Here is a 14,791-nt window from a genome sequence, read left to right as displayed (position 1 = left end):
GTTGTCGGAAATTGGAGGATTAATTTAGTCATTAAATGAGTTATTTTTTTCAAATTCCTTTAAACCCATATGCAAAAGCTTCTCAGTAATATCTTCAATTCCAGTGTGATGATCTATTGCAAGTTGTTTTATCTTTTCTTTTATTGAATCTTTCACGAAAATAGTTAGTTGTTCTTGATTACTTGTAAAGACAATAAAACCTGGTCTAGTAGAAAGCTTACCATCAATCAAACAGTTTTGTAAAATTTCAATATCTTGTTCAATTTGTGCATCAAAATACGGTAGTTTAATAGGTTTTATTTCGACTTTAATTGAGTTGTTCATTATATAAAGATTCATATTTTGATGTCCAATATGTTTATAAAATGTATCGATAATGCCAAAAATCGGGGCACTAATTGACTGAGGTATTGGAAATTGAAATGTTATCATGCCTCTTTTAGTACTATGACTGGCTTTTTTTATTTCATAAGCCTTTTTAAAACCACGGCTTGTAAGTTCTTCTTTATTTAAAAGTTCCCCCATATTCGTTTTTGCTACGATCTCTGTGGTCTCATTAAGTTCGATAATCCGGGCTTTTTCATTCGAATTTGGAATTTCATATAGCCCGAATAAATAAAATTCTAGGTCTTTTGTAAAAAAAGACTTCTTTCTTGGAGCATTTTTATGTGAGGATTTTAGTTTTGCAATTTCTTCTTCTGGAATAAAAACAGTTAGTCTTCCTTTAAAATTCACTTTACTTGCGTTAATTTTCCCAAGTTTTATATATTGATGGATTGTCGCTTTGGATACTCTTAATAAATTAGCAGTTTCAAGAACAGTTAGCCCGACCGGTTTTACAGCTTGGGACTTGAACTGATTAAGATCCTCTTGGTAAAACCTCATCGTACCATCGATTTGCCAATCTTCATAAACAAGTTTAAGTTTTCCAGCCTTTACATAATTGTAAATCGTTTGTTTCGATACACCTAACAGTTCCACAGCCTCATTTGTTGTAACAATCTCTTTCCTTTTTTGATCTTGTTCTAACATTTGAATTCTTCCTTTTTTAATGTTTTATAAACTCATTATATCATAATTATTTCCAACAAATTGTTAAAAAGTAATTAATGCGATAAAAATAAATCTATTTGTATATAAATAATAAAATATACGTTATTTGTTTAAAGTAGAATAATAGTGTATTTTTCTACCTTAATCTTTTACTATAATTACCTATTTATAAAAAATTGAATTATATTATTTAATTGGAAAAAGTATTCAAATTAATACTATAAATACATTGATTTATGTATAATAGATTATGAGGTGAGTAATATGTTAGTAAAATCAAGTCTACTTATTACAAATTCAGTACATATACCAACTACAAATCTTAATGAATCCAATCTAATTGAGTATTTAATAGATGAAAGTTACTTCCCTACTCTTCTACAAACAAAGTTTGAAAATGAAAAAAATCATCGAATGATTTATGAAAGTTTTTCTGATTTAGATATGATCTATTACTTTGTCCATCAGAGAAAAGATATTCAAAAATCGAAACAGCGAAAAGAAAGTACTAAGATGGAATACATACGAGAATTAATGCAGTTTTATCGGTACTTGTTAAAGAGTGAGGAATTTTTGCGACAGGATGTAGAATCTTATATAGAAACTTCATTTTTCAAAAATTTAAAGCAAAGACATATCGATTCCTATCAACAATGGCTCTCTACTTACCAGTACGGTCTGAAAAAACAACCATATCGTGTTACTACTCTTTCAAGAAAACTTGTGATATTAAAAAGCTTTTTTAAATATTTATTTGATAGTCATTACGTTCAATTACCTCTATATACTCGAATATTGAATGCAAAAATTACTAAAGATGACTTACCAAATCGCGATTTAGAAGAAAGTGAAGTTAAAGCATTATTGAATTTTTATAATGGAAACATTTTAAAAACGACTATAATCAAATTATTGGCTACAACTGGTATGCGGATTCGAGAACTAGCAGAGGCAAATTGGGGTAAAGTTACAAAGGATTCAAACGGTTATTGGCTCGAAATTGTTGGAAAAGGAAATAAAAAACGAGAAGTTAAATTATTAAATCATGTATTTGTAGATTTATGTAAACTAAGGAGTCGACGTGGTCTATCAAATATAATTTCTAAAACTGATTCAAATCCATTCTTTCCAAATAAACGAAATCAACATTATTCTTATAAATATTTATCGAAATATGTAATTGAAATGATAAAAGATTCTGAGTTAACTTTTGTGAAAGATCATAATCGAACTAACAATATTAGTCCTCACTTCTTTCGACATCATTATGCATGTCGTTCAATTGAAAAAGGTGCGAGCATATATCAAGTTAGTCGAAGTTTAGGTCATGAAAGTATTCAAACGACTGAACTTTATTTAGCAAAAATGATGAATCGAACTCAAAATGCAAGTAATGTTTGGGATGATGAAGAGTATTAAAAAAACCCCCATTTTGAAAAAGGGGGGTTCTTTTTAAATTTATTTTGTTTACATAATATTATTATAAATAACTTACTTTTATTAAATTGAAGAAAAAAGAAAATATAATTTAAATTTAGTATTGATGGAACAAAACGAGTTAAGACTACACTTTTTCTACTAAAGCTTTACTACTACCTCTGTTCCATCTTTTGGTTTCATATCAACTAGGATCAGTCCACTGTTTTTAGAAAGTTCCTGTAGTAGCGGCTTTAAATCTTTTCTTTCAATTTCAGGAAAAATGAATTTGTTGTCACTTTTTTTAATTGCTTTATTTATTATACGATTAATTTGTTTGGATGAAATGATCATACAAGCTAAATTTAAAACCGCATAAGGAATTGGAATGGAGAATCGTTTTCCCTCTACTTTCAATTTGACCTTTAACATAATTTACTCAATCACGACAAAAACTTTATCACCGTTAGAAGAAGTGATGTCTACGATTTGTCCTACCATTTCGTTTTCAATTGCTTCGATTAGCAGATCAACGTTAATATCTTTTACATATTTTTCGGCTTCTGGTATTTTTTCAGCAATATTTGTACCTACTTTTAAAACAGCCTTTACAAGATTAATCGGTACATTAACATTTACATTATCTCCTACTTCAGAGTTCACACGAATCTTTAAGATTTTATTTCCATATGCTTCTTTTTTTAATGTTATACGTTCTGGCTGATCTTTCTCTTGTAAAATATTAATTAATTCACTTGCTTTATCCTTATCAATCTTTCCTTCTTCCATCAACGTTAAGATTCTTGAAATCTCGTCTTTCATTATTATTCCCCCTCTTTTAATAATTGAATGGCTTTCTCAGCAGTAATTTCGCCTTTTTCTAATAATGTTACGATTTTTGACTTATCTATTTCTGGTTTCTTTTGAGTGGAATATCCAAGAGTAGAAATAATTTCGTCTAATTTTCCTCTGACAGTCGGATAAGAAATTCCTAGTTCCTTTTCGACCTCTTTGATATTCCCTCGACATTTAAGAAAAATCTCAATAAAATGCAGTTGTTCTTGCCCTAGAGCCGCCAATTTTGAAACTTCAAATTCGTTTTCGATCGTTGTTTGACAATGATTACAATGAAGTTTAGTAATTTTAAGTGCCTTGCTACAAACAGGACAATTAGTGAGTAAAGGATACGTCATACAGTTCTCCTTTCTTTTATTTAATCATATCATACACCATATATTTATTTTTTCAAACTATAATTTAAAATTATTTATAAAAATATTTATTTTTATTAAATAATTGAATTAACATATTAAATAATTTGATTCCTCTAACGTGTAAATTTAATTTTCTCTATAAATCTTTATATTTTTATTAAATAATTCAATTTGTATATTAAAAAAATTAAAAATAAAAAACAGACTCTTAAAGAAGTCTGTCTAAAATCTAAATCTAAATAGCTAATTAATCATCTGAGAGTCTTTTAGTATCATTTTTGTGTCTTGTTATACTCTTTCGTCATCTACCAATACTCTCATTTCAATTAAAAATTCTTCTTTCTGATTCGGAGAATAATTATTATGTATTAATGATTCATATATATCACTTTTAACAGTTATTAAGTGTTTTTCTATGTATTTAATGAGCCTTTGTAAGTTAGTAAAATAATCATCAGATGATACGCTCTTAAATGTAATGCATAAGTATTTTCCTTCTGGGATTTTTGAAACCTCAGTACCCGGCAATAATAATGAAATTTGTTTTTTTGTTAAAACAGGTGTAAATAAATATTGATATGTTACTTCATTAACATTTGTATAAGACTTATAAGGGAAAGTGGCGCCATAGCCATTGTTTCTAAAACCTTCTGTCGATGCAGCAAATTTCTTCAATTTACTGTATGAAGCATTTAGAATATTTTTTGGGTCAATCCCATTTGCTTTCGTCTGAATGATCTGCATTTCTTCTTCATACGAATAAAATACTTCACCAAAATGAGGATAATCTTTTTGTTTTTGCAATCCCTTTTTAGCATTTGCGATGATTTTTTCGATTTCGATTAATGAATTAATTTTTTCTCTTACAATTTTTTCTTGTTCCGTTAAAAAGGCGAAAAATTCATCCCTTTCTAGTCCCTGTACCTCTTTCATCTCTTCTAATGGAGTACCAATATATTTTAATGATTTAATTAAATCGAGAAGATGAATTTGTGAGTCTTTGTAATATCGATAATTCGTATCTGGATCGACATATGCTGGTTTAAATAAGTTGATTTTATCATAATATCGGAGTGCTTTAATCGAAATATTAACTAATTTGGAAACCTCACCTATTGTATATAGTTTTTCCTTCACTTCAATCACCTCCACATTCTTATTTTAGCAAAAGAAGCGTAATCTTTATTCGTAAACAAAGATTACGCTTTTGGATTACTTAAGCAGTGCGATAAACTGGCATTTTCCATGCGATTGTTAAACCAACACCACTCGCTAATAAGACTGTTGCAAAATAAAATGGATAGTTTAAGTCTATATCAAATAGGATTCCACCTATGATTGGTCCTATTACATTACCAAAACTAGTAAACATTGAATTCATTCCACCTACAAAGCCTTGTTCATTACCTGCAATTTTAGATAAATAGGTTGTCACAGCTGGACGCATTAAATCAAAGCCTAAAAATACTGTAATCGTTACAAGTAAAATCATAAAGTATGAGCTCACAATTGTCATAAAAAAGACTAGTATTGTAGAAAGAATTAAACTATATCGAATTAAACGAATTTCTCCCATCCATTTTGTTAATCGATCAAATAATGCTACTTGCGCAATCGCACCAATAATCCCACCGCCAGTAATCATGATTGCAATGTCTTTTGGTGTAAAACCAAATTTATGATTTGTGAACAGTGAAAATAATGATTCAAAAGCTGACAAACCAAATTGTGAAATCAATATGACTATAAACGATATAAAATACATCGGTTCAAAAATACGTTTAAAACCTGGTTTTTGTTCATTTTCTTCAATATTTTCTTGATTTCGTTCAGGTTCAGGAAGGACTGTAATAGATAATACCGCAGCGAAAACGGCTAATCCTGCTGCAAAGAAAAATGGTATGCGTGGACCATATTCTGCTAAAAATCCGCCAACACCAGGACCAACAATAAACCCCGTTGAAATTGCAGCCGACATATACCCAAGTGCTTTTGCTCTTGTATCGACCGTTGTAACATCTGCTATAAATGCTGTTACAGCAGGCATAATGAATGCTGCACTTATTCCACCTAGCATACGTGAAATAAATAAAACCTCAATCATTTTACCCATTCCGAATAAAAACTCTGAGATACTAAAGATTAATAAACCAGTTATAATCATTCTTTTACGTCCGAACTGGTCTACCCAACGACCTGCAATTGGTGAAAAAAATAATTGTGTAATAGCAAATGCAGCCACCATATAGCCCACAATTGTACCAGATATATTTAACTCATTCATAATTGAAGGTGTGACTGGTATTACTAAGCCAATTCCTAAAAATATAATGAATAAATTCATTAATACTAAAGATAACATTATGTTTTGTTTTTTCATCTTAACTCAACTCCCTTTTAAAACTCTACAAAACATAATGTAAAGCCTCTCCCAAGGGTAGAGTCAAATGATTTTTTTATTATTTTTAATTCTGTTTTTATGAATTCGTTTTCTTTTATATTTAGAATATTGATTTTAATTTTTTTTTCATTAAATATAAAAAAAGCTTCTAAGATAGAAGCTCAATTTCATAGTTATTGGTATATTGCATACATCTCTATATATTCATAGCCTATAAGTAATTCACATATTCACATATTTAATGATGTTTAGCATAACGAGTTTTTTGAAATGAACCGAGAATACTCGATGTGGCAAAACCAAGAATTAAGGCAAATGTTATATGTTGGTACAGCCCAACATTATCGTTTGCTCCCATATTATGCCATATATCGTTTGGAAGCTCCTTCCAAATAAACCACAAGCATGATGTTACTAAAACTGTAATAATTGGTATAGCCGGGCGTTTCCCAAGCGATGAAGCAATAAACATCATTAATGTTAAACCAAGAATCGGTGTAGTACCAAAAAACCATTGAAGTATATGAAAATCGATGTTCTCCATCCATATCCCTCCTCATTTTAAGTGTATGAGGAAGTTTTGCCAAAAAGTAATGAAATACCTTTCTAAGTTGGAAATTATGGCGTTACTTTACAGTGAAAATTTGTAATCGTCAAATAAAAGCAAGGCCCAGTGGCCTTGCCTTTATTTGACGATTACTTTTCCTACCATTCCAACATTAAAATGGTATTTACAAGTAAGATCATATGTATTAGCTTGTTTTGGTTCCACGTTAATAGCCGTTTCTTTTCCTGGCTGAACTTCTACATCGATATTGAGCATCTTCACAGTAAATGTGTGAGGTTTACTTCCTTTATTTTTCAATATTAAAGTTGTTTTTGCCCCATTTGGAATCGTGATGGTTTTTGGATTAAAGTAATCATCATTTAGCTCAACTAAGATTTGTGCTCTTTGTTCAGACTGTGAAATCTGAGATTCTGCAAAGGCTTTGATATTAACTGGTATTGCCAAAAGTAAAATTGTTGCAAAAACAATTAGTCTTGTTAACCAATTTTTAATTAACACTCGCATTACCTCCTTTCCTATGTAATATTCTTTTCCATATGATGGAAAATTATCACAATTTTTTTAATTAAATCGAGATAAGAAAACTATCTTCTTTATAGAAAACAGTTTTCATTTATTGCAAGTTACTGAATTGTTTCCCACTTTGCAATTTCTTCTCTAACGATTGGTGCAACTTCCTGACCTAATAGTTCGATTGCTTTTATTATGTCTGCATGAGGCATCGAACCAACTGGTAAGTGAAGCATAAATCTTTTAATACCTACATTTTTTCGAAGATGGATTATTTTTTGTGCTACTGTTTCGGAATCACCGGCATAAAGTGCACCTTCAAAGCTTCGTGCCGCATGGTAGGCAGCTCGGTCATAAATTCCCCAACCCCGTTCCTTTCCAAGCTTATTCATGACTTGCTGTGTTGATGGGAAAAATTTATCAGCTGCAGTCATTGTATCCTCTGCGATGAACCCATGTGAATGGGATACAATTTGTAATTTGGTTACATCATGACCGGCATGAGCTGCTGCTTTTTTATATAACTCGACAAGTGGTGCAAACTAAATTGGGCGTCCCCCTATAATTGCAAGTACTAGTGGAAGTCCTAATAGTCCAGCACGAACGACTGATTCACTGTTTCCTCCTCTACCAATCCAAATTGGTAGGGGATCCTGTACTGGGCGTGGATAGATTCCTATATTATTAATGGATGGTCGATGTTTTCCACTCCATGTTACAAATTCGGATTTTTGTAATGATAACAATAAATCCAATTTTTCTTCAAAAAGCTCATCATAGTCGTTTACATTATAGCCAAATAAAGGAAAAGATTCGATAAATGAACCACGTCCCGCCATGATTTCAGCTCGTCCATTCGAAATACCATCAAGCGTAGCAAAATCTTGAAATACTCATACGGGATCTGCTGATGAAAGTACAGTTATGGCACTTGTTAGCCGAATACGATTTGTTTGTGATGCAGCGGCAGCCAAAACGACTGCTGGCGATGATGCTGCAAAATCATTTCGATGATGTTCCCGTACTCCAAATACATCTAATCCAACTTGATCTGCAAGAATAATCTCCTCAACAACTTCATGCAAACGTTCGGCATGGCTTTTTACTTTACCTGTTTTAACATCAGACGTTGTTTCTACAAATGTACTGATTCCTATTTCCATAAAACTATTCATCCGTTTTTCTATTTTTAAGTAGACTTACATATTCGTTTGCTTAATTTATTAATCAACTTAAATATATCTCAAATTCGAGATAATTTCTAACAACAGTTAAATATATAGTATTGTCGCCATATCAATTTCCAGAAAAAATACATATTCTGAATATTTAGAGTATAATAGAGTATTAGAATTACTTCTATGTGCCCCTTCAAAAATTCTTAAGAAAAAATATTCTCCAAAGTAGTGAGAAAGGAAGTTTAAGTATGAATCAAACTAAACCAACTGAAATAACAGTTGAAGGTTTCTTTAGACGCCAATTAAATCGTTTTTCTACACCATTTGGAAATAAGTCAGGAGAACTTCCTGTTGAAGCAGGTCGATATCGTCTCATTTGGTCAGCTGCTTGTCCATGGGCCCACCGCTCTGTTATTGTCCGAAAAGTTTTAGGCTTAGAAAATGCGATCAGTTTAGGAACTGTCAGTCCAATGCGTCCAAGATTACCCCATGTGGATTGGGAATTTTCTTTGGATACAAGTGGAGTTGATCCAATATTAGGCGTTCGATATATGAGTGAAATTTATCATAAATCTGATCAAAACTATTCCGGACGTCCGACAGTACCTGCAATTATTGATATTAGCTCTGGTAAGATTGTCAATAATGATTATTTTAAGCTTACAAATTATTTCGAAACTGCATGGAAGCCATATCATAAAAAGAATGCACCCGATTTATACCCAGAATCTATCCGTCAAGAAATTGATGCGCTAAACGAAATTATTTTCTCTGATATAAACAATGGCGTTTACAAATGTGGTTTTGCTCAATCGCAGAAAGCTTATGAAGATGCTTATGAAACATTATTTAATAGATTAGATGAGCTAGAGCAACGCCTAACTAATCAACGTTTTTTATTTGGTGATAAAATTACTGATACCGATGTTAGGTTATTTACAACACTAGTTCGGTTCGATGCTGCTTACTTTACAGCCTTCAATACGAATCGAAATTTAATACGTGAGTATAAAAACTTATGGGGCTATGTACGAGATTTATATCAAACACCAGGATTTTGGGACACGACTGATTTTGAAGCGATTAAGCGACATTATCATTTATCAATTACCATATCGCCCGACAAGGAAGAACCAAAAGTTTTACCAAAAGGTCCAGAACTTACGATTTGGAACTCGAAGCACAATCGAGAAGTTTTAAGTGGACAAAAAGAAAAGTTCCTCATTCATTAATGCAAAAGGATGCGATCCAAATGGTAAAAATAGAAATTTGTAATGCCGAAAAAGAGATGTTGCAATTCATTCGCGAACAAAGAATTAACGCTTATAGTGAGTATGTCAACGATTTACCGGTTAATCATTGGAATGCTTTAAAGAAGGCCATCTCCTCGAATGTTGATGAACAAGAAGGTGTGGAATTAATTGTTGCCACGGTTTTAGGAAAAATTGTTGGAAGCGTCGCTTTATTTCCAGCCAAAATAAATGCTTATGAGGATTATATCGACGAGCTTGATTATCCAGAAATCCGAATGCTTGCTGTTGATTCAGAGTGCCGCGGTCAAGGAATTGCTTCTGCGCTAATTTTAGAATGTATTAATCGCACAAAGGAAAAAGGATTCGATGCGGTTGGATTACATACTGGAGAATTTATGAAAAATGCCATAAGTTTATATGAAAGAATCGGATTTAAACGTTTGCCAAAGTTTGACTTTGAACCAGCAAATGATGGGATTATCGTAAGAGCTTATCAGATGAAATTTACTGAACAGGATTAAATTTAAAATATATAGTAAAAGGGCTGATTGAAGATGAACTATCTTCAATCAGCCCTTTTAAGCTTACTCTATATTTTCCTATTCGAATATTCTCACTATCACTCTTTGAAAACGTTTGAAAAATACATTGTTCTGTCACATCTCAAGGAATAACTTTATGTTAAATTGTGGTAAAGTTAATGTGAAATAAATATAAAATATTGGTATAGTAATTATTCAAGTCCTAAAAGAGGTTGTGAGCATGTTATGAAAGGAATCTTAATATGGGCTTCTTTTATAATATATTTTTTATCAGTCACGTTTTTATTATTGATATTGAGTTTTAAACCGTTTGAATTAATGTATAGTTTACTATTAATATGCATCCTTATTTTAAATGGAATTTTTGTAACAAACACTTCTTTTTATCGAAAACTACGCGAATTCCTAAGTCAAAAAAGATATTTTTTTATCTTGGAAACTGTTTATCATCTACTTTTGATTGTAGTTCTTTTTCTAATAAACAAAAATCAGCTCTTATTTCTAATTAGCTTGATGTTTGTTCTTTTCGACTTTATTCAATAGAGAAAAAAATTGTCAATAAGTAAAATATAGATGTAAAAATGAAGTTAAGTCTATAAATGGCTTAACTTTCTTTATTTAATTCCAATACCTATGCCTGTTCGCTATGTCTGTCTAAAATTCTAGTATTCTCACTATTTTTCAATATAATAAGTAGAAGATTTATTACGCAAAAAAGCCGATTCCAATATTATATTGGCTCAGCTTTATGTATACATTATTCAAAATAAAATAATGAATCGTGAGAAGTATTTGTCTGATAGTAATTTACTAAATCTTCTACAGAGATTCCTCTAATTTCAGCAATATCATTAAAACTCATATCATAGTGATATGACAGTTCATGTAAAGATAATGCTGGATTATTCGCTAATAATTCATAATCGGGTAGATTTTCAAATTGTTGAGACATACTCATCACTTCCTTTTACAGTTTCTTATTATCCTTTCCTAAAATTTACAAATTTAGTCAAGATTCGCAAAAAGAATTGATGTTTACATAAAAATGGTTAGTTAGGTGGACTTATGATTCAAACTATTTTACACGCAACTTTATTATCTTTTGAATTAATTCTTCCTTTAGGGGTACAAAACGTTTTATTTTTCAACAAGGTGCAACTCAAAATAGATTTATTAATGTACTTCCTGCTGTAACAACTGCATCGATTTGCGATACTTTATTAATTACTTTATCTGTTACAGGTGTTTCAATGCTAATTTTAACATCACCTTATTTAAAAACCGCTCTTTTATGCTTTGGCGTTTTATTTTTAACTTATATGAGCTCGCAAACATGGAAATCTAAAACTTCAAATGTAAATACTAATCAAGAACATTTTTCAGTAAAAAACAAATACTTTTTGCTGGATCAGTTTCACTTTTAAATCCTCATGCAATATTAGATACAATAGGTGTAATTTGAACAAATTCACTTCAATATGACGGAATTGAAAAAATTGCTTTTTCGGTAACTTGTATTGCTGTTTCGTGGATCTGGTTTTTGTTACTCGCAATAGCCGGAAGAACGGCAGGGAAACTTGATCAATTCGGTAAATTTATGCTAATTGTGAATAAAATATCGGCTATTATAATTTGGTCTATTGCAATTTACCTAATTAAAGGAATAATAGCTAGATAGAAAAATGCAGGTTAAAGGTGTTATCCTGAATCCTGCATTTTTATTTTTCTCCATTTTATTAGAAAAAGCGTAAAGAAGATAATGTAAGAAATGCTTCTATTAACCTCAATAATTTCTCTTTTTCTTCATTGTTTAGCATTGAATTAGCTTTACGTATGAGATTCATACCTTCTATCCAATCATTTTCACCAATTGGTACATATCCAGCTAATTGAAACAACTGAATAACAGGAACGTCGAGTGGTTCTGCCAACTTTCGTATAATTTCTGGTGACGGAATACCTCTTTTACCATTTTCAATTTGTGAAATATATGAATGGGATATATTTGCTTTTGTTGCAAGGTATTTTATTGATAGATTTTTTTGTAATCGTGTCTGTCTAATAAATTCAGCAAATATTTTTGAGCGATCCTCAATATTTTGATCCTTATAGACCACATCAAATTTTAGATTACCATCCATTTCTTTCTTTGAAAGATTGAATACTTCTTCTGAAATGTTACGTAAAGGTGTTTTCAATCTTTCAGGTGCATTAATAATATAAGCACACCAAATTAATTCTTCAGCATTTCCACCAGTAACTTTTGCAATCGCTCTAGTTAATTTTTCTTCAGGTGGAGTCAGTTTCGCATTTTGTAATTTGCTTAAATAGCTCTTATCTTTTGAAAAACCTAACTTATTTAATTCTTTTGCTATATCAGTCAAACTTAAATTTGAATTTTTTATATATTGCCTAAGTAATTTGTAATACATGCTCACATCATTTCCTTTAATTTACTCTAGTTTATTTTTATGTGTACAACATGTACTTTGACACTATTATAGATTGGATTATTTTGGAAATTATTATTTTTTTTGAGGAAGTACTTATATTTCAATGATAGCAGAATTGTTCCGTAGGCGAAAAGAACTAAACCCATTCTTTTAAAAGAATGGGTTCTAAAAAACTTATGAAATTATTATTAATTTAGATTTTCGAAAACCTTAATATTAATTGTTTTTCACTAGATAAATGTGAGCCAAATGATGTTCGCTATGCCAGGCATATAAAGCTAATATGAAATCTATACTAATATTGATTTTAAGTTCAGGATGAAAACATGTTCGTTTAAACTGTTCCTCTGTAAGTGATTCAAGTAAAACTACGTATCGTTCGTGGATTCCTTCTAGTATTTTTAAAGAACTATGAAAATCAAAATTTGAATCACTTAATGTAATCCATGCGTTTTCATCATACGCTTTGATTGTTGGATTTTCTTCAGTTAAAGCTAATTTGACTCTTATTAGGCTATTCATATGACTATCTGCAACATGATGTATTACTTGTTTTGGTGTCCAACCACCTTCACGATAAGGTGTGTTTAGTTGATTGTCTGTAAGAGATGTGATTGCCTCTTTAAATTTATTAGGAGCATCCTTTAGTACTTTAATAAATTCTTCACGTTTCAGTTGAGTGTAGTTTGATGGAACGGTAAATCTGCCAATCGGATATTTTAAATTTTCCATTTCAAATCCCCCTTTTACTAGTAGCTATTTATAAAAAAACAACAAAGCCTTTCATAAGACTTTGTTGTTAAATTACGAATTATAGTGTATTAAATGTTTCAGTTAATACTGGAACGATTTGTTTTTTACGAGATACAACACCTTTTAATAAGGCAGTATTGTTTTCTAATGACACATTGTATGCTTTTTCAACTGCATTAGTAGCAGTTCCTTTTACAACTGCGATCGAGTCATTTGTTAAAATATCAGTTACAACAAATAAGAATAGGTCTAATCCTTTATTTGAAACAATGCCTTCAAGTACATTTTCTAATTCAGCTTGACGAGAAAGTACGTCATTTGTATCAACTGCGTTTACTTGTGCGATTTCTACTTTATAGTTACCCATTTGGAATTCTTTAGCATCAAGTGAAACTAAAGACTCAATCGATTTATCAGCAAGATTTGCACCTGCTTTTAACATTTCTAAACCATATTCATCTGCATTTACACCAGCGATTTCAGCAAGTTCTTTTGCAGCAGCAACATCTTGATTAGTACAAGTTGGAGATTTAAATAATAAAGTATCAGAAATAATTGCTGAAAGCATTAGACCAGCAACTTCTTTCTTAATTTCGATATTATTTTCTTTATATAATTTGTTTAAAATTGTAGCTGTACATCCAACTGGCTCACAACGATAGTATAAAGGATCGCTAGTTTCAAAATTAGCAATACGGTGATGATCAATAACCTCAAGTACACGAACTTGTTCGATATCATCAGCACTTTGTTGACGCTCATTATGGTCAACTAAAATGACATTATTTGTTTCAGATGCAACTTTTTCTACTAAGCGTGGTGCTTCAGATTTAAATGTATCAAGTGCAAATTGAGTTTCTGCACTTACGTCACCTAAACGGATTGCTTCAGCATTTTCACCTAATGCCTTTTTTAATTCTGCATAAGCAATTGCAGAGCAAATTGTATCTGTATCTGGGTTCTTATGACCAAAAACTAGTACTTTTTCCATCAAAAATTCTCCTAACTATATCTTGTTTTTCATTTTTTTATGTATTTTAATGCCAGGAATTGGCTTTAATATAAAACGCTTCAATAATAATACCATATCAAAATAAAAAAAAATAGCCAAAATGGCTATTCTTTACAGTTTGAAGGCAAAGTCGAAAAAACATGCCAATTTGACTAATTGAAAGCGCTTAATTTTCGGGTCACTAAGCCTGTTCATACCGCTGTAATGTAAGTCAAATAAAAACAAGTCTTTTCAATCTACCGTCTAATTATTTTTTAGTATTTTTATATGACATAGTATCCGTAATTGGTTCACTTTTTGGTAACCAATCAATTGGTATATCATCTGCAGATTTTAAATCTTCAAGTAATAATTCATCAAAATTATTTTGATTCGAATTAATTGATTTGTTCTTTTTTGATTTACTCATCATTTTATACCTCACTTAGTCCTTAAGGA

General features: G+C 30.8%; 16 protein-coding genes and 2 pseudogenes. 4 read left to right on the top strand and 14 right to left on the bottom strand.

Features of this window, described 5'->3' with window-relative positions:
• Positions 1-24: 24 nt before the first annotated feature.
• Positions 25-1,032 (bottom strand): helix-turn-helix domain-containing protein, encoded by a 1,008-nt coding sequence (locus B6K90_RS06215; RefSeq protein ID WP_088011863.1) that lies wholly within the window; start codon positions 1,030-1,032, stop codon positions 25-27.
• Between the two features lie 285 nt (positions 1,033-1,317).
• On the opposite strand from B6K90_RS06215, the gene B6K90_RS06210 reads away from it, so the two are divergent.
• Complete coding sequence (locus B6K90_RS06210) at positions 1,318-2,472, top strand: tyrosine-type recombinase/integrase (protein ID WP_088011862.1); 1,155 nt, start codon at positions 1,318-1,320, stop codon at positions 2,470-2,472.
• A gap of 159 nt (positions 2,473-2,631) precedes the next feature.
• Here the strand turns inward: B6K90_RS06210 and B6K90_RS06205 are convergent, their stop codons facing one another.
• The 8 genes and pseudogenes from B6K90_RS06205 to B6K90_RS06170 all read right to left on the bottom strand — a co-directional run bounded on the left by B6K90_RS06205 (position 2,632) and on the right by B6K90_RS06170 (position 8,325).
• Positions 2,632-2,901, bottom strand: a complete 270-nt coding sequence (locus B6K90_RS06205) for a hypothetical protein (RefSeq protein WP_088011861.1) — start codon at positions 2,899-2,901, stop codon at positions 2,632-2,634.
• A gap of 3 nt (positions 2,902-2,904) precedes the next feature.
• Positions 2,905-3,291, bottom strand: coding sequence for a hypothetical protein (locus tag B6K90_RS06200; RefSeq protein ID WP_088011860.1), 387 nt, complete (start codon positions 3,289-3,291; stop codon positions 2,905-2,907).
• A 2-nt stretch (positions 3,292-3,293) separates the two neighbouring features.
• A complete protein-coding gene (locus B6K90_RS06195) occupies positions 3,294-3,662 on the bottom strand; it encodes a DUF2089 domain-containing protein (RefSeq protein ID WP_088011859.1) in 369 nt (122 codons plus the stop codon).
• Between the two features lie 309 nt (positions 3,663-3,971).
• The gene (locus tag B6K90_RS06190; protein ID WP_088011858.1) at positions 3,972-4,820 is read right to left on the bottom strand and encodes a MerR family transcriptional regulator; all 849 of its coding nucleotides are present in this window, start codon (positions 4,818-4,820) and stop codon (positions 3,972-3,974) included.
• Positions 4,821-4,899: 79 nt separating this feature from the next.
• Complete coding sequence (locus tag B6K90_RS06185) at positions 4,900-6,063, bottom strand: MFS transporter (RefSeq protein ID WP_088011857.1); 1,164 nt, start codon at positions 6,061-6,063, stop codon at positions 4,900-4,902.
• 259 nt (positions 6,064-6,322) lie between these two features.
• Positions 6,323-6,628: a hypothetical protein gene (locus B6K90_RS06180; RefSeq protein WP_088011856.1), complete on the bottom strand. Its 306-nt coding sequence runs from the start codon at positions 6,626-6,628 to the stop codon at positions 6,323-6,325.
• Between the two features lie 141 nt (positions 6,629-6,769).
• The gene (locus B6K90_RS06175) at positions 6,770-7,156 is read right to left on the bottom strand and encodes a cupredoxin domain-containing protein (RefSeq protein WP_407920496.1); all 387 of its coding nucleotides are present in this window, start codon (positions 7,154-7,156) and stop codon (positions 6,770-6,772) included.
• Positions 7,157-7,275: 119 nt separating this feature from the next.
• Positions 7,276-8,325: pseudogene (locus B6K90_RS06170) on the bottom strand (LLM class flavin-dependent oxidoreductase).
• Between the two features lie 263 nt (positions 8,326-8,588).
• Here B6K90_RS06170 and B6K90_RS06165 point away from each other — a divergent pair.
• Together B6K90_RS06165 and B6K90_RS06160 are read left to right on the top strand one after the other, a co-directional pair.
• On the top strand, positions 8,589-9,572 hold the full coding sequence (locus B6K90_RS06165) for a glutathione S-transferase family protein (protein ID WP_088011854.1): 984 nt from the start codon (positions 8,589-8,591) through the stop codon (positions 9,570-9,572).
• Positions 9,572-10,114 carry a GNAT family N-acetyltransferase gene (locus B6K90_RS06160; RefSeq protein WP_235821729.1) on the top strand — a complete coding sequence of 181 codons (543 nt, stop codon included), beginning with the start codon at positions 9,572-9,574 and terminating at the stop codon, positions 10,112-10,114. Before B6K90_RS06165 ends, B6K90_RS06160 begins: the two co-directional genes overlap by 1 nt.
• Before the next feature lie 778 nt (positions 10,115-10,892).
• Here B6K90_RS06160 and B6K90_RS06155 read toward each other — a convergent pair.
• Entirely contained in the window at positions 10,893-11,087 is a 195-nt protein-coding gene (locus tag B6K90_RS06155) for a hypothetical protein (protein ID WP_088011853.1), read from the bottom strand.
• Between the two features lie 113 nt (positions 11,088-11,200).
• Between B6K90_RS06155 and B6K90_RS06150 the strand changes: the two are divergent.
• A pseudogene (locus B6K90_RS06150) lies at positions 11,201-11,813 on the top strand (LysE/ArgO family amino acid transporter).
• Positions 11,814-11,871: 58 nt separating this feature from the next.
• Here B6K90_RS06150 and B6K90_RS06145 read toward each other — a convergent pair.
• From B6K90_RS06145 to B6K90_RS23620, 4 genes are all read right to left on the bottom strand, one after another.
• Positions 11,872-12,567: a helix-turn-helix transcriptional regulator gene (locus B6K90_RS06145; RefSeq protein WP_088011852.1), complete on the bottom strand. Its 696-nt coding sequence runs from the start codon at positions 12,565-12,567 to the stop codon at positions 11,872-11,874.
• A 237-nt stretch (positions 12,568-12,804) separates the two neighbouring features.
• Positions 12,805-13,320 (bottom strand): YfiT family bacillithiol transferase, encoded by a 516-nt coding sequence (locus B6K90_RS06140; RefSeq protein WP_088011851.1) that lies wholly within the window; start codon positions 13,318-13,320, stop codon positions 12,805-12,807.
• Positions 13,321-13,399: 79 nt separating this feature from the next.
• Positions 13,400-14,332, bottom strand: a complete 933-nt coding sequence (locus tag B6K90_RS06135) for a manganese-dependent inorganic pyrophosphatase (protein WP_088011850.1) — start codon at positions 14,330-14,332, stop codon at positions 13,400-13,402.
• A 268-nt stretch (positions 14,333-14,600) separates the two neighbouring features.
• Positions 14,601-14,762, bottom strand: coding sequence for a hypothetical protein (locus B6K90_RS23620; protein ID WP_167555289.1), 162 nt, complete (start codon positions 14,760-14,762; stop codon positions 14,601-14,603).
• Positions 14,763-14,791: the final 29 nt, after the last annotated feature.

It is taken from the genome of Gottfriedia acidiceleris, assembly GCF_002128425.1.
In the GTDB taxonomy this organism is placed as follows: Bacteria; Bacillota; Bacilli; order Bacillales; family Bacillaceae_G; genus Gottfriedia; species Gottfriedia acidiceleris.
Note: the sequence above shows the minus strand (reverse complement) of the source record. Positions and strands in the feature narration are given on the sequence as shown.